This is a genomic window from Nonomuraea sp. NPDC026600 (assembly GCF_040638335.1).
Lineage (GTDB): Bacteria > Actinomycetota > Actinomycetes > Streptosporangiales > Streptosporangiaceae > Nonomuraea.
Window position 1 is genome coordinate 105,119 of sequence record NZ_JBEZYD010000025.1, and the last position, 23,506, is coordinate 128,624.

Here is a 23,506-nt window from a genome sequence, read left to right on the forward strand (position 1 = left end):
CCGTCCGGGGGGCTGCGACGAATCCCTGATACCGCAGCACCGGCGAGCGCGTCACCCTTGGCCATCTCGTGAGTGACGCGCCGACCGGTCTGTTGTTGAACTGTTATTCGGCGCGCCACGTATCTCCACGTGACCCATCCCCCCACCCCAGCAAGGGGAAGCATGCGTTGGACCACGATTGCCGGCGCGCTGCTGTGCGTAGCGCTGGCCGGCGGCTGTGCCGCATCAGCGGCGGGAGCGCCCGTCGCCATGGCCGCCTACGACCAGGAAGACGTCCAGTTCAGTCAGGACATGATCACTCACCATCGCCAGACCATTCAGCTGGCCGAACTGGTCGCGAAACGCACTACCACGCCGTACGTACGCGAGCTGAGCGAGAAGCTGGAGGCCGGTGAGAAGGCCGACATCCAGAAGATGTCGTCGTGGCTGAAGTCCTGGCAGGTGGCCGTACCGCCAGAGGACGCCAAGGGCGTCGCCAATCAGGTCGCCCAGCTCAGCCCGAAGTCCGGCAAGGCCTTCGACAAGCTCTGGCTGTCGCTGATCTCGGCGCACCTCGACCACGGCATCATGATGGCCTCGGCCGCGCAGAGTGGCGGGAAGCACGGTCCCACGATCGAGATGGCGGCACGGCTCGTCACTGAGCAGACCGCCCAGATCGCGGAGATCAAGGAGCAGCTGGCCTGACCGTGACCAGTACTCAGGATTCGTGGCGGCAGGTGGGCGTGACGCGCGCCCGGATGCCGTTGCGCCTCGCGCGGTCGGCCTCGTTCACGGTCGTCTGCGTGGCCCTGTCCGCCATCGGGCACTGGCTGGCGGGTGGCGACGCACCCGGGCCGGCCATGGTCGCGGGCGCGGGCGCCGTCGTACTGGCCGCGGCCACCGCGATGGCCGGCCGGGAGCGATCCCGGCCGCTGATCATCGGGCTGCTCGGCACGGCGCAGGTGGGCCTGCACGTGCTGTTCGCCGCGCAGGGGGAGACCCCGCATCTGGCCGGGGTTCATGATCAGAGCGCCTGGCCCGGTATGTTCCTGTGCCACGCCGTCGTCACGCTGCTGACCGCGTGGTGGCTGGCCGGTGGCGAGGCCGCTCTCTGGTCGCTGCTGCGCCGTCTCGCCGCGCGCGCCGTACGGATCCTCCCGCCCGTCAACGACCCTATGTGGCCGCTCGCCGCTCCCGTGGCCGCGGACCTCGTTCCCGACCGGCCGCGCGAGCACATGTTGCGGTACGCGGTCGTCCGGCGCGGACCTCCCTTTCGTTCTGCCTGACTCCCTACGACGCGAGCCGCCTGCTTGAGCGTCATGTCCGGCATTTCTGAAAACGAAGTGGAGATCCCATGCTTTACCGCCGAATCGGTACCATCTCCGCGGCAGCCCTGGCCCTCACGTTCGGCCTCGCCCTGCCCGCCCTCGCACATGTCTCGATCAACCCCGGCACCGCGGAGAAGGGCGGCTGGACCAAGCTCGCCTTCCGGGTGCCCAACGAGCGTGACGACGCCTCGACCACCAAGCTCGTCGTCACCTTCCCCACCGACCACCCTCTGCCCTTCGTCTCGGTCAAGCCCGTGCCCGGCTGGAAGGCCGAGTTGACCGAGGGCAAGCTGCCCGAGCCCATCGTCGCCGACGACGGGGACAAGGTCACCGAATCCGTCCTGAAGATCACCTGGACCGGCGGCAAGATCGAGCCGGGACAGTTCCAGGAGTTCGAGGTGTCGGTCGGGCCGCTGCCCAAGGACGTGGACGAGATCGCCTTCCCCACCGAGCAGACCTACTCCGGTGGCGATGTCGTCAAGTGGGCGGATGAGCCCAAGGCCGACGGCACCGAGGCGGAGCATCCGACGCCCACGCTGAAGCTGGTGGCGGCCTCCAGTGAGGAGCACGCCGGGATGGCCATGCCCGCGGCGGCTCCGCCCGCCACGCAGGCCGCCCAGAGCGTCGCCATGATGAAGCAGGCCGCCTCGTCGCCGGTGTCCGACGGCACCGCCCGGATCATGGGCGTGGCCGGCATCGTCGTCGGCCTCGTGGGCGGCGGCATCGGGCTGGTCGGCTTCAGGCGGCGCTCGACGGCCGCCTAGCACGTCGGCCTCGGGACGTACTCGACGGTCGCGTAGCGCGTCGGCCTCGAGACGCACTTGACGGCCGCCTGGCGCGTCGGCCTCAGGACGCACTCGACGGCCGCCTGGCGTGCCCGGCTCGGGACGCAGGGCGGCCGTCGAGCGGGTCAGCGACAACCGTTCGGCGGCCGCTTCCGATGAGTTTCCGGCGGTTAGCCTGTCTGCACCTGGGACAGCGGTAGCAGCAGGCGGAGGGAGCGGGGATGAGCGACATCCAGCAGCGGGTTCAGCGGGCCATCGACCGGATGGTCGAGTCGGGGGCGGAGCGTGGCGTGCAGGTCGCCGTCTACCTGCACGGCGAGCAACTGGTCGACGCGGTCGCCGGGATCGCGGATCCGGCGACCGGACGGCCGGTGACGCCGGGCAGCGTGTTCTACAACTATTCGATCGGGAAGGCGGCGACCGCGACGGTGGTGCACGTGCTCGCCGAGCGCGGCGCCTTCTCGTACGACACGCGCGTGGCGGAGCTGTGGCCGGAGTTCGCCGCGCACGGGAAGGGCGCGGCGACCGTCCGGCACGTGCTGACCCACGCGGCCGGCGTGCCGGGCGTGCCGGCGGAAACCACCGTGGCGGACCTGTGCGACTGGGACAAGATGTGCGCGGCGATCGCCGACGCCGAGCCGTGGTGGGAGCCGGGCGCCGCGGTCGGCTATCACGCCTACACCTTCGGCTACATCCTCGGTGAGATCGTCCGCCGGGCGACCGGTAAGCCCATCTCGCAGGTACTGCGCGAGGAGGTGACCGGGCCGCTGGGCGTGGCCGACGAGCTCTACTTCGGCATGCCGGCCGCCGAGCACGGCCGGTTGGCCCGGCTGGAGGACCCGGAGGGTGCGGGGGAGATGATGGCGGGCCTGCCCGCGGACTCGCCGATGTTCAGGGCGGGGCCGCCGGCGACGTTCCCGTCGGCCGCACTCGGCAATCGGGAGGACGTCCTGGAGGCCGACATCCCGGCGGGTGGCAAGACCTCGGCCCGCGCCATCGCGCGCATGTACGCCGCGCTCCTGGGCGACGTCCCCGGTACGCGCCTGATCTCGCCGGAGCGGCTGCGCGAGGTCACCGCCGTCACCACCGAGGGCATCGACCAGGTCTTCGGCAATCCGGTCACGTGGGGGCTGGGGTTCTCCATCGGCCTGCCGGGTGCCGCCGAGCCGGTCACCAGCGCGTTCGGGATGGGCGGCGCGGGCGGGAGCTTCGCGTACGGGGACACGGCCGGCGGCATCGCGTTCGCGGTCACCAAGAACCGGCTGACCCCCGACTTCTCCGCCGCCACCGAGCTCATCGGGATCGTCACGAAGGGCTGATCCGCGATAATCCCTCCGTGAACGGATACTCCCGGCGATTATTCCTCCGGCTCGGCGGTGCCGCCGTGGCCGGAGGGCTGATCCCCACCGCGCGGGCCGCCCACGCGGCGGACTTCGCCCTCCTGCGCCGCCGGTGGCAGGACGTGACGGCGGGAGCGGGGTTCGACGCGACCGTTGAGCCGTACCGGACCAGGCTGGTGCGGATGGGCAGGACGGCGGCCGGCTACCGGGACACCATGGCGCCGGCCGGCACGTCGCTCTGGCCCGGCCTGGTGTTCCCGTCCTTCGCCGCGACCACGGTGCGGCTGCAGGCCATGGCCCGCGCGTACGCCCTGCCCGGGACCGGCCTGACCGGCGACGCGAGCCTGGGAGCGGCCGTCGCCACCGGCCTCGACCACTACCGGCGGCAGGTGTACGCGGCGGGCGCGCGCCCGGCCGGCAACTGGTGGCCCTGGCAGATCGGCGTTCCGAAGCGGCTCCTCGACGTGGCCCTGCTGATCGGCCCGCACCTGACGGACCTGCAGAGCAGGGCACTGAGTGAGGCCGTGGACCACTTCGTCCCCGAATGGCGCCTGGGCCACTACAGCGGTAACAGCACCGGCGCCAACCGGGTGGACCTGTGCACGGTGACGCTGCTGCGCGCCATCCTCGGAGCCGACCCGGACAAGGCCGCGCGGGCCGTCTCGGCGCTGTCCCCGGTCTTCCCGTACGTCACCGAGGGCGACGGCTTCTACCGGGACGGCTCGTTCATCCAGCACACGTCCGTCCCCTACCAGGGCGGGTACGGGGCCGTGATGCTGTCCGGCCTCGCGACGCTGTTCGCGGTGCTGCGCGGTACGCCATGGGAGATCACCGCCCCGAACATCTTCGACATGGTCGAGCGGTCGTTCGCGCCGTTCGTCCACGACGGCTTCTGCATGGACCTCGTCAGCGGGCGCGGGATCGGCCGGGATCCGTACGGTGACCACAGGAGGGGACGGATGATCGCCTCGGCGATCCTGCTGCTGGGCGACGTGGCGCCCGCCGGGGCGCGGACCCGCTGGCAGGGCCTGGTCAAGGGCTGGGCGGTACGTGACACGGTCAAGCCCATGCTCGACGAGGCCGACAACCTCGGGTTCCACGCCCGCCTCGCCGCCGTGCTGGACGACGACGCGATCCCCGCTTCGCCGGAACCGGCCGGGCACCGGCTGCTGCCCATGAGCGCCCGCGCCGTCCATCGCGGGCGGGGCTGGTGCGCGGGCCTCAGCATGGCCTCCAACCGGATCGGCCACTACGAGCACGGCAACGGCGAGAACACCCGCGGCTGGCACACCGGCTCGGGAATGCTCTACTGGTGGGCCAAGGGCCACGGCGACCAGTACTCCGACTCGTTCTGGCCGACCGTCGACCCGTACCGGCTGCCGGGCACGACCGTCTCCACCAAACGGCTGGCCGACGGCGCCGGCGATGGGTGGGGCGACACCTGCCCGCCGGGCCGCTGGGTGGGCGGGGCCACGGACGGCACGTACGCGGCGGTCGGCCAGCACCTGAACGGCTTCGAGAGCACGATGGAGGCGTTCAAGTCGTGGTTCTTCCTCGACGACGCCGTGGTCTGCCTGGGTGCCGGGATCACCGGGCGGGACGGCGTACCGGTGGAGACCATCGTGGACAACCGCAGGACCGGCGCGCTTCTCACGCTCGACCAGAAGGCGGGCTGGGCGCACCTGGCCGGCCACGGCGGCTACGTCTTCCACGGCCTCCTTCACACGCTGCGCGAGAACCGCACCGCCGGCTCGGTGTCCCGGAGCTATGTGACCCTCTGGCTCGACCACGGGATCGACCCGGACGCGGCCGGGTACGTCTACTTGCTCCTTCCGGGCGCGACCCCGGCCCAGACCCGGGCCCGCGCCACGGACCCGGCCTGGCCGCGGGTGCTCGTCAACACCGCGCGGCAGCAGGGTGTCCAGGTGCCGTCGCTCGGACTGACCGCCGTAAACTTCTGGAACGCCGGAGCCGTCGGCGGCCTGACGGCGTCCGCTCCCTGCGCGGTGCTCGTCAGGGAGCGCGGCGACGGCACGGCCACGGTGACCGTGTCTGATCCCCGGCGCGACCTGAGCGAGCTGACCGTGACCTGGGACCGGCCGGTGGCCAGGGTGCTGCGCGGTCATTCGCTCCTGGCCGGCGCCACGACCGGCGCGAAGCTCACGCTCAGGTGGGGACGGCTGTCGGACCGGGGCGGCGGCTCCAAGACGATCACTGTCCGGCTGGACTGCTAGCGGGCCCGGGGTGTGATCGTCGTCGGCAGCCGGGTGTATCCGCGCACGCTCGTACTGCGGGCCAGCTCCGCGTGCTCCAGGTGCACCTCGTAGTCGGGCCGCACCATCGCGGCCACTTCACGCAGCACGACCCGGGCCTCCAGGCGGGCCAGCGCGGCGCCCACGCAGAAGTGCCGGCCCACGCCGAACGCCAGCGTCTCGGAGGTGTCCCGGCCGATCTGGAAGCGCGCCGCGTCGGGGAAGACCCGTTCGTCCCGGTTGGCGGCGCCCATGAGCAGCAGCATCATGGAGTCGGCGGGGACCGTCTCGTCGTACAGCCGCACGTCGCGCGTCACCCGCCGGGCGGTGTACTGGGAGGGCCCCTCGAACCGCAGGCTCTCCTCCACCCACGCGTCGACGTCGGCGAACGCGCGCTCGCGCTGATCCGGGTACTGCCACGCCAGACGCCAGGCGATGCCCAGCAGCTTGATCGTCGTCTCGTTCCCCGCGGTCCCCAGCAGCATGAGCGTCGACACCACGTCACCGTGATCGAGCCGGTCGCCGTCGATCTCTGCTTCGAGCAGGGCCGTGGCCAGGTCCTCGCGCGGCCGGCGCCGCCGCTCCTCGACCAGTTCGTGGTAGTAACCGGCCAGTTGCGTGATCGCGTCGCGCAGTCTCTCGGTCAGCCGGCCGTCGATGTCCTCGCGCTCCATGATCGCCTCTGACAGGCGTTGCAGCAGAGGCCGGTCCGCTTCCGGAACGCCGATGAGCTCCGAGATGACGTCGACCGGGATCATGCTCGCGAAGTCCGCGACGAAGTCGAACGCCTCCTTGTCCAGCCCCGGCTCCAGGTAGCCCCGGGTGAGCTCGGCGATGCGCGGCCGGAGCCGTTCGACCCGCGCGGGGGTGAACCCGCGGGCGATCAGCGCGCGGATCCGGCTGTGCTCGGGCGGGTCCATCGCCAGGAACGACATGGTGTTCCGCGCGTCGGGGCCCCATTGTTCGATCACCGCGCCGTGGTCGCTGGAGTAGAGCTCGAAGTCCCGCCAGGCCGACTCGACGTCCCGGTGGCGGGACAGCGCCCAGTAGTGGGGTGCCGATTCGTGGTGGTAGAGCGGGGCTTCCTCCCGTAGCCGCTGGTACGTGGGATACGGATCGGCGCGTAACGCAGGGTCATTGGGGTTGTACACGATCATGATCGGCCGCCTCCTCGCCATGGTGAGCTGCCAGACCTACAGATCCAGGCGGACGCCGTAGGACTCGAGCCAGACGTTCAGGTCCAGGGCCAGCTCCAGACTGAACCGCGACATCGTCGTGGTCGTCTTGCCGACCGGGGCCGTGGTGATCTCCCGGACGGCCGCCGCGTCGAGCAGCTCCAGGACCGGCGCCTTCCCGGCGCGGGCAAGGTCACGCAGCGCGTCGCGGAGCCCCTGCTCGTAGGCGACGTCCTGGGTCGCCGGGTAGGGGCTCTTGACCCGGCGCAGGATCGACTCGGGCACCAGGTCGCCGACGGCGGCGCGGAGCAGACTCTTCTCCCTGCCGTCGAAGTTCTTCATCGCCCATGGCGTGTTGAAGACGTACTCGACCAGCCGGTGGTCGCAGAACGGCACGCGGACCTCCAGCCCGACGGCCATGCTCAGCCGGTCCTTGCGGTCCAGCAGCACCGGCAGGAACCGGGTCAGGTGCAGGTAGCAGACCTCCCGCATCCGCCGCTCATGGCCGTTCTGGCCGGGCAGGTACGGCACCTCGGCCAGCGCGGTCCGGTAACCGTCGGCGGTGAACGCCGGTATGTCGAGCCGCTCGACCAGCGCCCGGTCGAGCAGATCGCCCGGGTTGTGGTCGCGCATGACCATCGCGAGCCAGGGGAAGGTGTCGGCCTCGACCGCCTGCGGCATGTGGAACCACGCGTACCCGCCGAACAGCTCGTCGGCCGACTCGCCGGACAGGGCCACCGTGGAGTGCTCGCGGATCGCCCTGAACAGCATGTACAGGGAGCTGTTCATGTCGCCGAGGAATTGGGGCATGTCCCACGCGCGCACCACCGCCGACCGCAGGCGCGGGTCGGTCAGCTCCGCGGTGTCGAGCGTGATGTCGGTGTGGTCGCTGCCGACGTGGTCCGCGAGCTCCTTGACGAACGGCGCGTCCGGGTCACCGCGCAGCTCGTCGGGCTGGAACTTCTCCGCGTAGCCGGCGAAGTCCACCGCGAACGACCGGATCTGCCCGCGCTTCCTGGCCAGCGCGGTGATGGTGCTGGAGTCCAGCCCGCCCGACAGCAGGCTGCACAGGGGCACGTCCGAGACGAGCTGGCGGCCCACGATGTCGTCGAGCAGGGCGCGGATCGTGGCGACCGTGACGTCGAGGTCGTCGGTGTGCTCGCGCGGCTCCAGCGCCCAGTAGCGGCGGAGGGAGCGCCCTTCCCGGCGTACCCGCAGCAGGTGGCCGGGGCGCAGCTCACGCATGCCCTTGAAGACGGCCTGTTCCGGGCTCCTGCCCATGGTGAGCAGCTCGCGCAGGCCGTCGGCGTCCACCACGGGCTCGGCCAGCGGGTTGGCGAGGATCGCCTTCGGTTCGGAGCCGAACAGCACGCCGTCGCGCAGCGGGTAGTAGTACAGCGGCTTGATGCCCATGCGGTCACGCACCAGCAGGAGCTCCTGGCTGCGGTCGTCCCAGACGGCGAAGGCGTACATGCCGTTGAGCCGGTCGGCGACGCCCTCACCCCATTCGAGATAGCCGTGGAGCACGACCTCGGTGTCGCTCCTGGTGTGGAAGCGGTGCCCCTTGGCCGCCAGCTCGGCCCGCAACTCGACGAAGTTGTAGACCTCCCCGCTGTAGGTGATGACAACGGGCCCTTCGGCCGTCATGGGCATGTGGCCGCCCTCGATGTCGATCACCGCGAGCCGCCGGTTGCCGAGCAGGGCGTGCGGCGACTGCCACAGTCCCTCATCGTCTGGGCCGCGGCAGCACATCGTCTCGGTCATGGCCTGGCCGGTTGCGCGTTCATGGGTCAGGTCGCGGTCGAAGTCCACCCATCCGGCGATTCCGCACATGTGAGAGTCCTCCCAAAGGGCATGGGAATGGTATGTGCAACGTATCCGTGTGCGGACGGCTGGTCTACGGACAGGAAACGAAATACTCGTACAAATCGTGCGCCAAATACCGTCTAAGCGAAGGCATGCCCAAAATGGGGTGACTTGTCGGACCGAAACGCGCCAGAGGTCAGCCGGATTTCCCGAAATTGATCGAGCCGAAGACGTCACCGGCTTGGAGCACCGGGCCGGTGATCCGGGCGTCGCCGCTGATCGTGTTGGTCACGTCGTGTTTGGTCTGGACGAGGCGGGCCGTCTCCGCCGTCCACGACGTCAGGGTCTCCGCGAATGCGGGATCCAGCTGAGCGCGCTCGAGCAGGTTTTGGGCGGTCTCTTCTGGAGTCTGTGCCGTTTCGATGGCGGCCACGGCATCGTCACCGAAACGGCGGCGTACGAGGCCGGTCAAAGAGGTCCAGGCATTCTTGCCGACTTCGCCCGCGGCGCCGCCGACTATCGCGGAGATGACCGCCGCGAGTGCGGGAATGACGCTCGGATCCATCGCGCCTCTTTTCATCAAGAACGTTCTCCCAGACTAGCGCGCGGCTTGCCACGATCCGGCCCGGCGGGAACACTACTGAAACGTGGCTGGGCCGGAGAGCGGTGGAAATGACGCTGGTATACGCAACGAGGTGTCCGGGCAGGTGTCCGGCGGGGTGGTGCAGGCCCGCGACATAGGGTCCGTGACCATAGGCGCCGTGCCCCCGCCGCCCGTGCGGATCCCCCGGCAACTGCCCGCGATGCCGCCCGGCTTCGTCAACAGGACCACCGAGCTGGCGCTGCTCGACCGCCTCCTCGAAGGGGGACCGGCGATCGCGGTGGTCAGCGGCCTCAAGGGAGTCGGCAAGAGCGCGGTCAGCCGCCGCTGGGCGCACCAGGTCCACGAACGCTTCAGCGACGGCCAGCTGTACGCCGACTTCGGCGCGCTGCGCCACCGGGGCGGGACCGAGGTCAGCGATGTCCTCGGCGGATTCCTGCGCGCGTTCGGCGTCCACGAGGAGTGGATCCCGGCGGAGCTGCCCGAACGGGCGGCCATGTTCCGCTCCATGACGGCCGACCTGCGGCTGCTCGTGCTGCTGGACGACGCCGAGCACGCCGCCGAGGTGACGCCGCTGTTCCCCGCCTCCGCCGCCAGCGCGGTCGTCGTGACCAGCCACCGCCAGCTCGGCGAGCTGCTCGTCGCGGGCGCGCGGCCGGTCAGGATCGCGCCGCTCCAGGACGAGGAGGGTGTACGACTCCTCGCCGGCATGCTCGGCGAGGACCGCGTCGCCGCCGAACGAGAGCGGGTGAGCGAGCTCGTACGGCTGTGCGGCGGCCTGCCGATCGCCCTGCGCGTGGCCGGGGCGCGGCTGGTCCAACGGCCCACCTGGACGGTCGATCGGCTGGTCGGCGAGCTGGAGGACGCCGAACGACGGCTGGATCAGCTGATGACGGAGGGCAGAGCGATCGTCGAAGCGGTCTTCGACTCCGCGTACACCGGGCTGCCGGAGCAGGCGGCCCGGCTCTACCGCTTGCTGGGCACGCTGCCCGGCCCCGGCTTCTCACCCGGCGTGGCACGGGCCGTCCTCGACGGCGATCCGGAGCAGGCACTGGACCTGCTGCTCGACGCGAGCCTCGTCGAGGAGCTCGAAGGCGACACATACCGCTTCCACGACCTGGTCCGGCTGCACGCGGCCCGGTGCGCGCGGCGGGTGGACCCGCCCGAGGAGCGGGAGGCGGCGCTGCGCCGGGTGGCGGAGTGGTACCTGCGGCAGGTGGCCGCCGCCGACGCCGCCATGGGTCCGCGCCTGCGCCTGGCCGATCACCGGGAGCGGCTGCCGGTCGCCGGCCGGCCGTTCGCCACGCCCGGTGCGGCCCTCGACTGGCTGGAGAAGGAGCGGGCCAACGTGCTCGCGCTGCTGCGCGCGGCGGCGGCGCTCGAATGGGATGAGCTCGTCTGGCAACTGGCCGAGGCCCTGTGGCCGCTGTACCACGCGCGTAAGCACTATGCCGACTGGATCGAGACCAACCGGCTGGGCGTGGCGGCGGCACTTCGGTGCGGCGACCGCGCGGTCGAGGCCAGGATGCGGAACCAGGTGGCCCGCGCCCAGTTGGAGCTCGGCGAAACCGACCAGGCGCGGGCCGAGCTGGTCCGCGCGCACCAGGCGGCCCGTGAGGCGGGGGAGCCGAGGATGGAGGCGGTGGTCCTGGAGTCGCTCGGCCAGGTCGCCCTGGCCCGGGATCTGCCGGACGACGCCAACGCCCACTTCGCCGCGGCGCTGGCCATCCACGAAGGGCTGGGCAACCCGCGCGGGGTCGGCATGCAGAGCTACCATCTCGGGCTGGCCCACAGCCGCGCGGGCCGCTACGAGGCGGCGATCTCGGCCTTCGAGCGCGCGCTGGCTCTCATGGACGAAGTCGGTGACGAGCTCAGCCAGGGCAAGATCCACCTTGTCCTGGGAGAGGTCCACCGCGAGCTCGGCCACCACCCGCAGGCGCTGCGCTCGGCGCGGACCGCCGCGGACATCATGCGCGAGCGCCGCATACCGGCCAAGGAGACGCGAGCCCTGGAGCTGCTGGCCGACCTCGCGGACGACCAGGAGAGCGCTGAGGCGTATGTGCGGCAGGCCCTCGCGGTCTGCCTCACCTCAGGCAACCTGCCCAAGGCCGAGGAGCTGCGCGCCCGCCTGCGTTGCTAGGTGAGGCGGACCGTCGCTTCTCGTTCGCCGACCCGGACGGTGGTCAAGGGGCCGTTGCCGTTCGCCAGCCAGCCGTACACCGCGGACGGCAGGCACCGGGGGTCGGGATCGCCGTGCTCTCCAGCGGTCACCTCGAACCGGCGGCCGTCCCGCAGCGCCAGCCGGACCCGCCGCGCACCGACCACCTCGGCCGCCATGAAGCAGCCGGGGTAACGCCGCAGGGTCTCCGCCGCCCAGCCATCGGCCGCGTCCCCGCGGACGATGATCGCCGCGCTCTCCAGCAGCCGCCGGTCCAGCTCCTCGGCGTCGACGACCAGATGCGGGTCCCGTACCCGCTCTCCCGGCTCGCCGGCGGCGGGGAAGCGGCGCAGCGCCACGGTGCCGTCCCGGACCTCGGTTTCCACCAGGAACGAGAGCACCTCGCCGCGCTCCCCCAGGGGATCGGGCAGGGCGGTGGCGGCGGGGTCGGGTCCGGGTTCGAGGTCCATCAGCCGGTACGCGAGGCGCCGTAACAACGTGCTCGCCTGGCCGGACATGCCGAGCGTCCGCCCGGTCACCTCGTCATAGGCGCCCGGCCGGTACGCGCCCATGATCGTTTCGATCTGCCCCAGCAGGTCCCGGCGCGGGTCGAGACGGGGCAGCGCCCGGGACAGCGCGGCCGTGGGGGAGGCCGGGTCGAGCTCCTCGGCCTCGCGCCCGGAGGAGGCCAGGAGGGTGGGGCGGCCCAGCGCGGCCCCGTAGAAGGTGACGGACCCGTGATCGCCCACGACCACGTCCGCCGCCAGGAGCGCCGCCTGCCAGCCCCGCTGGGGAGGGAGCAGCACCAGACCCGCGTCGAGGGCGTCCGCCAGCCACAGACGGAGCTGGAGGCCGCCGTGGCCGTACCGGATGTTCGGGTGGGCGGCCAGGACCACCTGGTACTCGTCGAACGGCAGCTCGGTCGTCAGGCGCGCTACCAGGTCGCTGTTGGCGCCGAGCAGGGAGTTAGGGCCCCAGGTGGAGCTGATCAGCACCAGTTTGCGGTCACCGGCGCCGAGGGAGCGCCGGTAGCGGTCGCGGCGCGCCGCGTTCGCCAGGATCCGGTCGAAGCACAGATCACCGGTCACCACGGCCAGCGGCACCGCCTCCGGGCATTCGCCCGCCAACCGGGTCAGTTGCTCGTGGTGCGACAGGGCGATGGCCGCCGGCACGATCCGGCCGTCGTGCACGAGCTGGCGCCGGGCAAGGCCCGAGACGCCGCCCGAGACGCCGCCCGAGACGCCGCCCTGGACGCCCCCCGTGACGTCGCCCGAGACACCGCCCGAGACACCGCCCGCGGCGTCGCTCGTGGCGGCGAGCAGCCGGTTGTGGCCGGCGCCGTGCGGGACCAGCAGCAGCGGAGCCTTCAGCCGGTGCAACTCGCCGTTGGCGCTGGCGGAGACGGCCAGGTCGAACGGCGTGTCCACGGCCTGCGCCCAGGAGACGACGCGCGCCTCGACGTCGCGCAGATAGTCACCGACCCCGTCGTCGAACGCCGAACCCGCCGCGACGGTGAACAGCACCTGGACACGAGGATCCGAACGGAACAGCGGCAACACGTCCAGCAGCCGGCTCGCCGAGGTCACCGTACGCGCGACCGCGAGGACGTTCCGGCTGGTGCCGACCGTGCGCCAACGGCGGGACCCGGGGCCGATCGGTACACGAAGCCAATCCTCGCCGCTCACCACCACTCCGACCGGCCCGATTCCTCAGTAAAAGCCCACCTTATGATGACGACCCGTCGTACAGGTACGCGGCCGTCCCATTCCCCCCGCCGGCCCCAGCAGGTCGGGGTGCCGCGTACTCCTCGATCAGGGTCCGGCGCGGCGAGCAGACCTCGTCGAGGTGTCACCGTCAGCTACTTTTTCCGTCATTTACCACATTCCTGACGTGTCATTGGAAAGCCGGGGGAAGTCCCGCTCGCCTCTCCGGTGGTGACGATAAATTCCCGGCCCGACGTCCTGGGGCCACTCTCCTCGTACAAGGCCGCATTCCCCGACATATCAGACGTATTCCTAATAAGTACTGACATGTTGTGAAATGAGGTTTTGCCTGTCGTCGGGAGACCGGGCCGGTCTCCGCGATTATCGTGGGACGTGTTCAGCCGTATCGGCGTATCCCGGGGAACCCGAAACCGGCGCTCTCATCCGAATCCGTTTCAGGGAGTGATCTCTGATGCTCAAGCGTCTGCTTCTCACCGCCTCCTTGGCGGTATCCACCCTCATCGTCACCGGAACGGCCACGACACAGCCCGCCAGCGCCGCAGCGACATGCCAGCCAAGCGCCCAGCACGTCACCGCCACGTCGCAGAGCGTGGCCAGGAAGTGCGAGTGGCGCTGGTGGCACAACAAGTGGTGCAAGTTCTGCTGGCGGCACGGCCACTGGGAACGTCAGTGGTGTAAGAGCTGGGACCACGACAACATGGGCTAGTCCCAGCCAGCACAACCAGCGCACAACAGTCGCCCCGCGTGGCCTGCCCATGCGGGGCGATCTCCCATGCACAACTCAACCGACGGTTTCCGCGCGGCTGACTGCTGAGCCGTCAGAAGTCGCGAATAGACCGGCCAAAGCGCTGCCATTTGGGCCCTCTCGACGCCATCACGGAAGGCGCGACCGAGCCGTCGCCGCAGCCGATCACCGGCTGGAGTCGTTATCGCGGCCGGTGATAGGGCTTGCTCGGATTGGACGTTTCCGTCGGCCCGCCGAGCACGTTGACTGATATGTGATCAGTCGCCGCATCTCGCGTCGCTCTCACCGTGAGGGGGTCGTGATGACCCTGGACGCTGAAGACATGGAAGTGACCGCACGCGCCGCCCCGAACGGGCAGGCGCCGCGCTGTGACCACGTCGACGTCCCGGTGGCGGAACAGGGGTTGCCCGAATGCACCGAATGTCTGGTCCGCGGCTGGCCCTGGACGCGCCTGCTGGCCTGCCTGACCTGTGGATGGGTGGCCTGCTCCGACGACTCGCCGGGTGGCCACGCCAAGGCGCACTACCAGGAGACCGACCACCCGGTGTTCGCCTCGCTGGAGCCGGGCGAGAGCTGGCGATGGTGCTACGTGCACGGACGGACCGTATGAGCGGGAAGAGACGAGATTCATGACCATTTCCCAACAACAGGTGAGACACCGGCCGGAATACGACGGCGAATCACCGTTCCCCGGCGCGGACGAGCATGCCCAGGTCGGCCGGGTCCAGGTAGGCCTGACCGCGACGATCGTGGTCGTGCCGTTCGTCGCGCTCGGCGTCGCGATTCTCCTGGTCTGGGGCAACGGATTCGCGCTCACCGATCTGCTGCTGGCCGCGGTCTTCTACGTGGTGACCGGGCTCGGGGTGACCGTCGGGTTCCACCGGCTGCACACCCATGGGTCCTTCACCGCCCGGCCGTGGCTGCGGGTGGTCCTCGGAATCGCCGGATCGATGAGCTTCCAGGGCAACATCATCGACTGGGTGGCGGTCCATCGCCGCCATCACGCCTACACCGACCGGCCGGGCGATCCACACTCCCCTTACCGGTACGGCACCAGCCTGCGTGGGCAGTTGCGGGGGCTTGCCCACTCCCATCTCGGCTGGATGTTCACCGACGATGAGACGTCCGCCGCCAGGTATGCCCCCGACCTGCTGGACGACCCGGCGATGGTCAGGGTGGCGCGGGCCTTCCCCGCGCTGTGCGCGCTGTCGCTGGCGCTGCCGTTCCTGGCCGGCTGGGCGATCAGCGGATCCCTGTACGGCGCGCTGACCGCCTTCCTCTGGGCCGGACTGGTCCGCGTCGCCCTGCTGCAGCACGTCACCTGGAGCGTCAATTCGCTCTGCCATGTGATCGGCAGCAGACCGTTCAGGACCCGCCGCCACGACCGTTCGACGAACCTGTGGCCGCTGGCCCTGCTGTCGTTCGGTGAGAGCTGGCACAACGGCCACCACAGCGAGCCCACCTCCGCCCGCCACGGCATGGAGCGCGGCCAGATCGACCCTTCGGCCGGCCTGATCCGCCTGTTCGAGCGGCTGGGCTGGGCCACGGACGTGCACTGGCCCGACCCCGACCGCCTCGAACGCCGCCGCACCGGCCTCCCACGACAAGCCCGCGCGCCGTCCGGCGGCTGATCGAAGTCCCTGGCCGCCCGGGAAGTCAGGGAGGTGTCTCCGCGGGGCTCGTCGGTGCCAGGCCGAGCATGCGGGCACTGAGCCGGTGCAGGTGGACGCGGAAGCGCGCCACGGTCCTTTCGCCCGCCAAGAAGCCGGCGGGGGGTGAGCTCATCGTGGCGTAGCGCACGAAAACGATGGTGGTCCAGGCGATCGTTCGCACGCAGAGCTCCACATCGGCGTCAGAATCGAGCAGGCCCGCCTCGGCCATTCTGTTGAACACGGTCAAGACGCTGTTGACCAGCGGCTCGTTGTAGATCTGCTCCAGGTCGCGCAGATCGGCCGCGTCGCCCAGCCAGCGGTGCATCAGCAGAGCGGAGATGTCGGGGTTGTTCAGGCAGAATTCCAGGTAGTCATCGATGAGCGCGTGGATGCTCGCCGCCACCTGCGGCGCTCCCGACTCGTCGATGCGGGCGAGCGCACCCTCCAAGACCGCCTTCTGCTCTGTGTAACCGCGCCCCATCACCGCCAGATACAGCTCCCGTTTGGAACCCGCGATTTCCATGACGGTGTCGATGTCCAGCTCGGCGGCCTCGGCGATCTGGGCCATCGTTGTCGCGTCGTATCCGAGGGCCGCGAACAATCGCGACGCGGCCGAGATGATCCTTTCCACGCCGCTCCTTTCTGGAACACGCGATTCGAGCCTCGGTACGCGTGGTCGGCTCCCCTTCCACTCCAACAGATCGGCTGCCAAGCCCCGGCAAAACGACACGCCGGAAGCGGGATCTGGCATCATGCGATCATGCGAATCGGGACGCTCGGCGCAGCTCGGATCACCCCCACCGCGCTCATCAAGCCGGCCCGTGCCGTACCCGAGGTGGAGGTGGCCGCGGTCGCCGCCCGGGACCGGTCGCGGGCCGCCGAGTTCGCCGCCAAGCATGGCATCCCGCACGTCCACGACTCCTACGAGGAACTCGTCGCCGACCCCTCGCTGACCGCCGTCTACAACCCGCTGCCGAACGCGCTGCACGCCGAGTGGACTCTCAAGGCGATCGAGGCGGGCAAGCACGTGCTCTGCGAGAAGCCGTTCACCTCCAACGCAGCCGAGGCGCGGTCCGTCGCCGACGCCGCGGCGCAGTCCGGTGTGGTGGTCATGGAGGCGTTCCATTACCGCTACCACCCGCTGATGGAACGCGCTCTCGAGATCGTCGGCAGCCAACTCGGCGAGGTCCGGCATGTCGAGACCTGGATGTGCTTTCCGCTGCCCAGGTTCTCCGACATCCGCTACTCGCTGAAGCTCGGCGGGGGCGCGCTCATGGACGCGGGCTGCTACGCGGTGCACTGCCTGCGGACGCTCGGGCCGGGCGAGCCCTCGGTCGTGGCCGCGGCGGCACTCACGCGGTCTCCGGGGGTCGATCGTGCGATGGCCGCCGACCTGCGGTTCCCCAACGGCGCGACCGGGCGGCTGCACGCCTCCATGTGGTCGGGACAGTTGCTCAGGATAGCCGCGCGGGTCGAGGGCGAACGCGGGTCGCTGCACATCACGAACTTCGTCGCCCCGCAGTTCTTCCACCGCATGACCGTGACCGTCGACGGCGTGCGGCGCCGCGAGCGCGTCGCGGGCGACCCGACGTACACCTGCCAGCTCCGCGCCTTCGCGGCAGCGGTACGCCAGGGCACCCCGACACTGACCCCACCGGCCGACTCCGTCGCCAACATGACGATCATCGACGACATCTACCGCAAGGCGGGACTTCCTCTGCGCGGCACCGTCTAGTCGGCCGCCTCCCGAGGCGGGCCGCTCCAGGGGCTCGCGACCGGGCACAGGCGGTCGCGGACCGGGCTGAACGGCAAGGCGGTGGGTGGTCGCTGACTCGGCTACCTGGCAACGCGGCTTCGACTGCGCCGGGCAAGGCGGCTTCGACGACGCCGGGCAAGGCGCAGGGTGAGGACCAGAGGGATGACGAACGCCGCGGCGAGGCCGATGATGAGGACCCACGGCCAGGATGAGTCGATCAGTGCAGGGAGGCCCCAGCTCGCGGGTTTGCCGGGGAAGAGGAGCGTTCCGTTGACGGTGTGGTGGATCCGGCCGCTTTCCAGCAGGAGTTCGACCTGCCACGGGCCGTCGGGCAACCGTTCGTCGAGCACGACGGTGACCGGCGCACTCGCGTTGAGCTCCAGCGTGGTGCCCAACTGGGCGGGGAACGGTCCGGTGCGGAGGCCGCCCGGCCCCTCGCTCAGCCGCATCTCCCCGCTGATGTCCAGCGCGCGCTGACCGGTGTTGTGCACTGTGGCCTGGACCACGGGCATGCCGTCGGCCGTGCGGCCGGGGGTCAGCCGGTCGATCTGGAAGTCCGATGGCGGGTCACCGCCGGGGCCGACGTCGAGATAGATCCTGATCCCGACCCGGTTGACCATCTGGACGCTGCGCGCGGAGCCGGCGGCGGATGGGGAGGTCGCCTCGGCGAAGATGGCGCCGTACCGTTCCCCCTTGGTGGCGGACCGGGGAATGGTGATCGTCGCCTTGAGCGGGATGCGGCTGTGCGGCGGTGCGATCAGCTCGGTGCGGTTGATGGACACCCACGAACTCAGCTCGTTCGCGTCGCGCGCCGGCGACGGCACGAACTTGTGGTCGCGGATCTCCGCCGCGCCGGGGTAGACCGCGATGCGCTGGGGACTGCTGGAGGTGTTCTCGATCTCGAAGCGCCGGGAGATCTTGGTGCCGGGGTTGATGTGGTCGACGATGTACAGGTAGGCGCGGGGGTCGTCGCGGCGGTTGGCGGAGGCCTCCAGCAGCTTGATGCCGATGACGCCGCGGGAGTCGTGGTGGGACGGGTCCGGACCGCCCGATCCGCTTTGTGCGAGGGCGGGGGCGCTGATCGCGCTGAACAGCAGCGTCAGCGCCCCGATCGAGGAGAGCAGCATGGTGCGCACGGCCACGTGGTCAGGTCACCGTGTGCGTGATCGTGGCGCTGTACTGGCCTGCCACGTTGCTCAGGGCGACCGCGATGGTGATCAGCGGGTTCCACGTCGCCGAGTTGCTGCCGGTACCGCCCGAATGGCTGTAGGCGGTGCGCGAGGCGTTCAAGGCTTGTCCCGTCGCGGGAGGCGGTGCGGCACACCCGGTCTGGCCAGGGGTGAAGGTGCCGTTGCCGGTTGTGGCGGTGGCGGTGCCCGAGCAGTAGGACACGCTGGCGTTGGAGATGGTCTCCCCAGGGTCGTCACCGCCGCCGGTGGTGAAGGCCGTCGAGGTCACGGCCGTCGACCAGGTGGGGGTGGCCGAGCCGCGCGCGTCGTTCACGGTGACCGCCCCCAACTGCCCGGAGGCGTAGCCGCCCGGCGCCGCGTCGGTGGTCAGATCGACCGTGCTGTTGGGCACGGTGATCTCCAGGGAACCCGCGGTCACATCGAAGGTGACCGTGGTGTTGCACGCCGTGTTGTTGGCACAGGTGCCGGCCTCGGCCGGTATTCCGGTCAGCGCCCCCAGCGTCATCACCCCCGCCAATCCCATCAGGCTGGTCCTCAAAAGCGTTTTCATGCTGGTGAATTCCCCTTGAACTCGCAGACATCGAAAACCCCGGCCCGCTTCGGACCCAGGATGTGGGGACATTAACACGGAGCGAAAGCGACTCCTCTGCCGATACGGTCAATCGCCCCACCAAAAAACGCCAAGCCTTCGAATACCGTGATTGACCTGGTCGCAGCCCCCCGGTCTATGAGCTGTCCACCAAAATGCTGCATAAGTGTTGGCGACGAATTTACCGGCCACGAGGATTGCCCTATGAACGCGGCCCGCCGTCCGCCGCTTAGACTGCCGACGACTTTTCGCTTGTCGAATCGGGCGGTCCAGTTCATGCAGGTTCATCGGAATCGAGGAGATACGTGCGGACATTCGCCTCGCTGATGGCGTCGATCGTCGTAAGCCTCGGGCTCGGCGCTCCGGCGGCCCCCGTGGCTGCCGCCGGTGCCATCGGTGCGGCGACGAACTCCACGTTCGCCTTGCATGCCAATACCCTCACGATCACCGTGCCCGCCTCGGCCAACCTGGGGAACGGCACTCAGGGCAACCAGCGCAGCGCCAGCATGGGCACGATCACCGTGGAGGACGGCCGTAACGGGTCCATGTCCTGGACGGCCACGGTGACGTCCACCAACTTCACCACCGGCGGCGGGAGCGCCGGCGAGACGATCACCAAAGGCAACGTCTCGTACTGGTCCGGCCTCGCCACCGTCCAGACGGGTGGCGGCTCCCGCTTCCCGGGGCAGCCCACCGCGGCGGACAAGGTTCCGCTGTCTTCGCCGGTGATCGCGTTCAGGGGGACCAAGGCGCCGCTGGCCACCGTCACCAGCTGGCAGCCGACGCTCGTGATCAGCATCCCGATCGCGGCCGTCTTGGGCCACTACACCGGCGTCATCACCCATACGGTCACCTGATCACCCGCTTCCCACCATTGCGCGGACCCCGGTTCGACGACGTCCTTTGCATCCACGATTCTCAGCATGCCGCGAAGCCGACATTCCCCCCTGACCAGGCCGTCTGCCGCTTAGGCAACCCGGCCGGTGAATTGGCGTACTCATGACCGGCCACAAACAAAGACAGTCGAGGCGGAACGGCGGCGCCGGGAGATATTGGGACGGCTGAGCCGGGCGGAGATGAGGAATGTCCGGTGTATCGAGTATTCGGCGGTGTTCGCGGCCAATATTTGAGCATGTCGGACATAGCGCCGACGAAACCGGCTCGAATCCACCCGCTCGTCCAGTCGATTTATTTCCATTCTTCCTGAAAGGGAATGTCATGCGTCGACGCTCCAGAATCCTCGGATATCCACTCGCCGTCATGGCCCTGCTCCTGGCGGCTCACATACCAGCCGCCGCATCCGAGGCCAAGCCACCCCACCCGCCCTCACCTCCACGCCCCTGGGTCAAGCTCTGCCTCAAGCTCAAGCAGCAGGCGCGCCATAAGCACATCCGGTGCACCTTCCCGCCCGCCGACCGGCGCGGAAGCGCCCCGATGCGCGTAGCCGACTCCCTGCGCACACCGACGATCAACGAGATCGCCGTACCGACCGACGCGGCGGTCCCCGTCGGAATCACCACCGGGCCGGACGGCAACGTGTGGTTCACCGAGAACTACGCGAACAAGATCGGGAAAGTCACCCCGGGCGGCGTGTTCACCGAATACAGCCTGCCCAACGCGGACGCTCAGCCCGGCCACATCACCACTGGACCTGATGGTGCCCTGTGGTTCACCGAAGCGACCGGCAACAAGATCGGGCGCATCACCACCACCGGGACGATCACCGAGTACAGCCTGCCGACCAGCGGCGCCTACCCATGGGGCATCACCGTCGGACCGGACGACAACCTGTGGTTCACCGAGACGAACGTCGACCAGGTCGGAAAGATCACCACGGGCGGGACGATCACCGAGTACGGCCTGCCGACCAGCGGCGCCTACCCCATGTTCATCACCACCGGCCCTGACAGCAACCTGTGGTTCACCGAGCCCCTTCTCGGCAGCCTCGCGAAGATCACCACTGGTGGAACGGTCACCGAGTACGCCGGTCCAAGTGGCGCGTTGCCCATAGGGATCACTACCGGCTCCGACAGCAACCTGTGGTACACCGACGCCCAAGGAAGGGTCGGCAAGGCCACCACCGGCGGCAGCTTCACCGACTACTCCCTCAGCGATCCCAACAGCTTCCCCTGGGGAATGACCCTCGGCCCGGACGACAACGTGTGGTTCGTCGAACAGAGCGCCAACAACGTGGCCAACGTCACCACAACCGGCACCATCAGCGAATACGCCCTCCCGAGCGCCTACTCCGGCCCCATGCAGATCACCGTCGGATCCGACGACAACCTCTGGATCACCGAGGACGCCGTCGACCAACTCGCCATCGTCACCCCCTGACTTGACCGGATCGGCAGCCGCGTCACCTGGCGTCGCGGCTGCCGATCCGTGCGTCCGGACACGGTGAGCATGCCCTGGCCAAACACCTACTTGTAACTTCCTGCATAATTGGTAGGAAATTGGAAGTTAGGAGTAGGGATTTGGAGGGATGACCGTGCACATGCCGAACTTCCTGGTCGTAGGCGTCCCCAAGGCGGGAACGACAGCCCTGCACGCCGCGCTCCAGCGGCATCCGCAGCTCTACCTGCCCCAGGTCAAGGAGCCCAAGTACTTCCTCACCGACGGCCCGCCGCCGACCAGAGGCGGGCCGGGCGACCTGGAGACGTACCGCGAGCACGTCTGGCGGCGCGCGGACTACGAGGCGCTGTTCGCCCCGGCGCCCGCGGGCACGCTGGCCGGTGAGTGCACACCCTTCTACCTGTACGACCGGGACGCGCAGCGGCGCATCAAGGCGGCCATCCCGGACGCCAGGCTCATCGTGATCGTGCGGGACCCGGTCGAGCGGGCTCACTCCAACTGGACCCACCTGTGGTCGGCCGGGCTCGAACCGATCGGCGACGTGGTGCGCGCCTGCGAGGAGGAGGCCCGGCGGATCGCCGCCGGGTGGGCGCACTTCTGGCACTACGTGGCACTCGGCCGGTACGGCGAGCAGCTCGCCGCCCTGTACGAGCTGTTCCCGCGCGAGCAGGTGCTGGTCTTCCGCTACCGGGACCTCGTCGACCGGCCGGCCGACACCCTCGACCGGATCTGCGGGTTCCTCGGGGTGGAGCAGGGACTGCTGACCGAGACGCCGAGGGAGAACGTCACGGCGCATCCCGACGCCAGCCCGCGGCACGCGGTGCTGTCCACGGTCCGGCGGCTCCTGCCCGGGGCCCTGGCCGATCCCGTCGAGCAACTGCTGCAGCGGCGGGGAGCCCCTCGCCGCCCCCTGACCTGGGAGCAGCGGAGCCGGCTCATCCCGTACTTCACCGAAGACATCCAGCTTCTGCAGCAGGTCACCGGCGAGGACTTCGGCGACTGGCTCAGGCCCCGGGAGCGTTCGGGCGGCCTGGTCGGCGCGCGGCCGCCCGGCCAGCGGCAGGCCAGGAACGGCCGCCCAACCCGCCCTGATCAGCCCACCCCATCCTGATCGGCGCAGCTCGCGCTGATCAGGACAGCCCACATCCTGATCAGCGCAGCTCGGTGCGCAGCTCGTGGGCCCCGTCGGCGCGGGTGTACTCGTAGTAGAGCCGGATCCGGCCGTCCGGCAGGTCGACGATGTCGAGGTAACGCAGTCCGCCGCCCCGGTGCGGCGACATGGCCGCCGGGGCGGTCCCCAGCGGGGTCAGCTCGCCGGGGTCGGGGCCCACGGCGATCCCGGTGCGCTCCTCGTAGTTCTCGGCCGCGCTGGCCCGGCCGTCGTAGAAGGCCAGCACCCGGTCGCCGTCGAAACGCACCGAGCTGATCCGCACGCCGCGCCCGTCCCACAGCCCCGGCCGCCCGCTCAGCGCCGTGCCCTGCCATGTCCACTCCAGGCCGTCGGTGCTGGTGGCGTAGTCGGTCACCATCCGGTCGGCCTCATCGGAGTCGGCCAGCGGATGGCAGGAGGCCCACAGATGCCACTTCCCGTCCCGCCGGACGATCACCGGGTCCTTCACGCCGGTCTTGGGGTCGCCGGGCAGGACGGTGTCGCGTGAACGCGGGTCGAACCCGGCGGGGTCGTCGCTCTCCAGCACCTCCACCCGCCAGTGCTTGGTGCCCGGGGTGGCGCAGCTCAGGTAGAGCCGCCAGCGCCCTTCGTCCGTACGCACCAGGGCGGGCCGTTCCAGGGACTCGGCGGCCATCTCCTCGCGGGTGATGGTCGTCAGGGTCTCGAACCGCTCACCGTCGACCGAACGGGCGACCACCACCGCGTACCCGCGCCCCTCTCCCACCGGGCGCCGCAGCCGGTAGGCGAGATAGATCAGCCCGTCGGCCGCGACCGCACTGGGTCCGCCGGCCCAGTGTCCCTCGCTCGCGATCGGTGGCAGGACCGCGACGGTGGCGCGGTCGGGGTCGGGGAGCAGGGCTTCGTGAACATCCTGGTCGGTCGGCATGGAGACGAGGTTAG

The 23,506-nt window shown here is 70.0% G+C and carries 21 protein-coding genes; 13 read left to right on the plus strand and 8 right to left on the minus strand.

Features of this window, described 5'->3' with window-relative positions; genetic code table 11:
• Positions 1 to 162: 162 nt before the first annotated feature.
• From AB0F17_RS42130 to AB0F17_RS42150, 5 genes are all read left to right on the plus strand, one after another.
• On the plus strand, positions 163 to 684 hold the full coding sequence (locus AB0F17_RS42130; protein WP_358035146.1) for a DUF305 domain-containing protein: 522 nt from the start codon (positions 163 to 165) through the stop codon (positions 682 to 684).
• Between the two features lie 2 nt (positions 685 to 686).
• Positions 687 to 1,265 carry an MFS transporter gene (locus tag AB0F17_RS42135; protein ID WP_358035149.1) on the plus strand — a complete coding sequence of 193 codons (579 nt, stop codon included), beginning with the start codon at positions 687 to 689 and terminating at the stop codon, positions 1,263 to 1,265.
• 68 nt (positions 1,266 to 1,333) lie between these two features.
• Entirely contained in the window at positions 1,334 to 2,071 is a 738-nt protein-coding gene (locus AB0F17_RS42140) for a YcnI family protein (protein ID WP_358035152.1), read from the plus strand.
• Between the two features lie 242 nt (positions 2,072 to 2,313).
• Positions 2,314 to 3,411, plus strand: coding sequence for a serine hydrolase domain-containing protein (locus AB0F17_RS42145; protein ID WP_358035154.1), 1,098 nt, complete (start codon positions 2,314 to 2,316; stop codon positions 3,409 to 3,411).
• Between the two features lie 17 nt (positions 3,412 to 3,428).
• On the plus strand, positions 3,429 to 5,666 hold the full coding sequence (locus AB0F17_RS42150) for a polysaccharide lyase 8 family protein (RefSeq protein ID WP_358035156.1): 2,238 nt from the start codon (positions 3,429 to 3,431) through the stop codon (positions 5,664 to 5,666).
• Here AB0F17_RS42150 and AB0F17_RS42155 read toward each other — a convergent pair.
• The 3 genes from AB0F17_RS42155 to AB0F17_RS42165 form a co-directional block, all read right to left on the minus strand.
• A complete protein-coding gene (locus AB0F17_RS42155) occupies positions 5,663 to 6,841 on the minus strand; it encodes a cytochrome P450 (protein WP_358035159.1) in 1,179 nt (392 codons plus the stop codon). The two genes, AB0F17_RS42150 and AB0F17_RS42155, sit on opposite strands and share 4 nt — an antisense overlap.
• Before the next feature lie 36 nt (positions 6,842 to 6,877).
• Positions 6,878 to 8,692 carry an asparagine synthase (glutamine-hydrolyzing) gene (gene asnB, locus AB0F17_RS42160; RefSeq protein WP_358035161.1) on the minus strand — a complete coding sequence of 605 codons (1,815 nt, stop codon included), beginning with the start codon at positions 8,690 to 8,692 and terminating at the stop codon, positions 6,878 to 6,880.
• A 169-nt stretch (positions 8,693 to 8,861) separates the two neighbouring features.
• Complete coding sequence (locus AB0F17_RS42165) at positions 8,862 to 9,230, minus strand: hypothetical protein (RefSeq protein WP_358035164.1); 369 nt, start codon at positions 9,228 to 9,230, stop codon at positions 8,862 to 8,864.
• A 130-nt stretch (positions 9,231 to 9,360) separates the two neighbouring features.
• Here AB0F17_RS42165 and AB0F17_RS42170 point away from each other — a divergent pair, with 130 nt between their 5' ends.
• Entirely contained in the window at positions 9,361 to 11,406 is a 2,046-nt protein-coding gene (locus AB0F17_RS42170; RefSeq protein ID WP_358035166.1) for a tetratricopeptide repeat protein, read from the plus strand.
• On the opposite strand, the gene AB0F17_RS42175 is transcribed toward AB0F17_RS42170, so the two are convergent.
• A complete protein-coding gene (locus AB0F17_RS42175; RefSeq protein ID WP_358035169.1) occupies positions 11,403 to 13,109 on the minus strand; it encodes a hypothetical protein in 1,707 nt (568 codons plus the stop codon). The two genes, AB0F17_RS42170 and AB0F17_RS42175, sit on opposite strands and share 4 nt — an antisense overlap.
• 490 nt (positions 13,110 to 13,599) lie before the next feature.
• Here AB0F17_RS42175 and AB0F17_RS42180 point away from each other — a divergent pair, with 490 nt between their 5' ends.
• The 3 genes from AB0F17_RS42180 to AB0F17_RS42190 all read left to right on the plus strand — a co-directional run bounded on the left by AB0F17_RS42180 (position 13,600) and on the right by AB0F17_RS42190 (position 15,524).
• On the plus strand, positions 13,600 to 13,854 hold the full coding sequence (locus AB0F17_RS42180) for a hypothetical protein (protein ID WP_358035171.1): 255 nt from the start codon (positions 13,600 to 13,602) through the stop codon (positions 13,852 to 13,854).
• Between the two features lie 361 nt (positions 13,855 to 14,215).
• Positions 14,216 to 14,503 carry a UBP-type zinc finger domain-containing protein gene (locus tag AB0F17_RS42185; RefSeq protein ID WP_358035173.1) on the plus strand — a complete coding sequence of 96 codons (288 nt, stop codon included), beginning with the start codon at positions 14,216 to 14,218 and terminating at the stop codon, positions 14,501 to 14,503.
• A 19-nt stretch (positions 14,504 to 14,522) separates the two neighbouring features.
• A complete protein-coding gene (locus AB0F17_RS42190) occupies positions 14,523 to 15,524 on the plus strand; it encodes an acyl-CoA desaturase (RefSeq protein WP_358035175.1) in 1,002 nt (333 codons plus the stop codon).
• Between the two features lie 25 nt (positions 15,525 to 15,549).
• Here AB0F17_RS42190 and AB0F17_RS42195 read toward each other — a convergent pair whose 3' ends face one another.
• A complete protein-coding gene (locus tag AB0F17_RS42195) occupies positions 15,550 to 16,176 on the minus strand; it encodes a helix-turn-helix domain-containing protein (protein ID WP_358035178.1) in 627 nt (208 codons plus the stop codon).
• 129 nt (positions 16,177 to 16,305) lie between these two features.
• Here AB0F17_RS42195 and AB0F17_RS42200 point away from each other — a divergent pair, with 129 nt between their 5' ends.
• On the plus strand, positions 16,306 to 17,280 hold the full coding sequence (locus tag AB0F17_RS42200) for a Gfo/Idh/MocA family oxidoreductase (RefSeq protein ID WP_358035181.1): 975 nt from the start codon (positions 16,306 to 16,308) through the stop codon (positions 17,278 to 17,280).
• Between the two features lie 101 nt (positions 17,281 to 17,381).
• Here AB0F17_RS42200 and AB0F17_RS42205 read toward each other — a convergent pair whose 3' ends face one another.
• Together AB0F17_RS42205 and AB0F17_RS42210 are read right to left on the minus strand one after the other, a co-directional pair.
• Positions 17,382 to 18,443, minus strand: coding sequence for a hypothetical protein (locus AB0F17_RS42205; protein WP_358035183.1), 1,062 nt, complete (start codon positions 18,441 to 18,443; stop codon positions 17,382 to 17,384).
• A gap of 4 nt (positions 18,444 to 18,447) precedes the next feature.
• Entirely contained in the window at positions 18,448 to 19,041 is a 594-nt protein-coding gene (locus tag AB0F17_RS42210; RefSeq protein ID WP_358035185.1) for a hypothetical protein, read from the minus strand.
• 344 nt (positions 19,042 to 19,385) lie between these two features.
• On the opposite strand from AB0F17_RS42210, the gene AB0F17_RS42215 reads away from it, so the two are divergent.
• The 3 genes from AB0F17_RS42215 to AB0F17_RS42225 all read left to right on the plus strand — a co-directional run bounded on the left by AB0F17_RS42215 (position 19,386) and on the right by AB0F17_RS42225 (position 22,546).
• The gene (locus tag AB0F17_RS42215) at positions 19,386 to 19,937 is read left to right on the plus strand and encodes a hypothetical protein (RefSeq protein ID WP_358035188.1); all 552 of its coding nucleotides are present in this window, start codon (positions 19,386 to 19,388) and stop codon (positions 19,935 to 19,937) included.
• Positions 19,938 to 20,340: 403 nt separating this feature from the next.
• Positions 20,341 to 21,417: a virginiamycin B lyase gene (locus tag AB0F17_RS42220; protein WP_358035191.1), complete on the plus strand. Its 1,077-nt coding sequence runs from the start codon at positions 20,341 to 20,343 to the stop codon at positions 21,415 to 21,417.
• A 148-nt stretch (positions 21,418 to 21,565) separates the two neighbouring features.
• Complete coding sequence (locus AB0F17_RS42225; protein WP_358035194.1) at positions 21,566 to 22,546, plus strand: sulfotransferase; 981 nt, start codon at positions 21,566 to 21,568, stop codon at positions 22,544 to 22,546.
• A gap of 40 nt (positions 22,547 to 22,586) precedes the next feature.
• Here the strand turns inward: AB0F17_RS42225 and AB0F17_RS42230 are convergent, their stop codons facing one another.
• On the minus strand, positions 22,587 to 23,492 hold the full coding sequence (locus AB0F17_RS42230) for a hypothetical protein (RefSeq protein ID WP_358035197.1): 906 nt from the start codon (positions 23,490 to 23,492) through the stop codon (positions 22,587 to 22,589).
• Positions 23,493 to 23,506: the final 14 nt, after the last annotated feature.

Bases quoted from the DNA above. Each gene is read 5' to 3' on its own strand.
- AB0F17_RS42130 (WP_358035146.1), top strand. From the start codon at position 163: ATGCGTTGGACCACGATTGCCGGCGCGCTGCTGTGCGTAGCGCTGGCC.
- AB0F17_RS42140 (WP_358035152.1), top strand. From the start codon at position 1,334: ATGCTTTACCGCCGAATCGGTACCATCTCCGCGGCAGCCCTGGCCCTC.
- AB0F17_RS42145 (WP_358035154.1), top strand. From the start codon at position 2,314: ATGAGCGACATCCAGCAGCGGGTTCAGCGGGCCATCGACCGGATGGTC.
- AB0F17_RS42155 (WP_358035159.1), bottom strand. From the start codon at position 6,841: ATGATCGTGTACAACCCCAATGACCCTGCGTTACGCGCCGATCCGTAT.
- asnB (WP_358035161.1), bottom strand. From the start codon at position 8,692: ATGTGCGGAATCGCCGGATGGGTGGACTTCGACCGCGACCTGACCCAT.
- AB0F17_RS42165 (WP_358035164.1), bottom strand. From the start codon at position 9,230: ATGGATCCGAGCGTCATTCCCGCACTCGCGGCGGTCATCTCCGCGATA.
- AB0F17_RS42180 (WP_358035171.1), top strand. From the start codon at position 13,600: ATGCTCAAGCGTCTGCTTCTCACCGCCTCCTTGGCGGTATCCACCCTC.
- AB0F17_RS42185 (WP_358035173.1), top strand. From the start codon at position 14,216: ATGGAAGTGACCGCACGCGCCGCCCCGAACGGGCAGGCGCCGCGCTGT.
- AB0F17_RS42190 (WP_358035175.1), top strand. From the start codon at position 14,523: ATGACCATTTCCCAACAACAGGTGAGACACCGGCCGGAATACGACGGC.
- AB0F17_RS42200 (WP_358035181.1), top strand. From the start codon at position 16,306: ATGCGAATCGGGACGCTCGGCGCAGCTCGGATCACCCCCACCGCGCTC.
- AB0F17_RS42210 (WP_358035185.1), bottom strand. From the start codon at position 19,041: ATGAAAACGCTTTTGAGGACCAGCCTGATGGGATTGGCGGGGGTGATG.
- AB0F17_RS42220 (WP_358035191.1), top strand. From the start codon at position 20,341: ATGGCCCTGCTCCTGGCGGCTCACATACCAGCCGCCGCATCCGAGGCC.
- AB0F17_RS42225 (WP_358035194.1), top strand. From the start codon at position 21,566: ATGACCGTGCACATGCCGAACTTCCTGGTCGTAGGCGTCCCCAAGGCG.
- AB0F17_RS42230 (WP_358035197.1), bottom strand. From the start codon at position 23,492: ATGCCGACCGACCAGGATGTTCACGAAGCCCTGCTCCCCGACCCCGAC.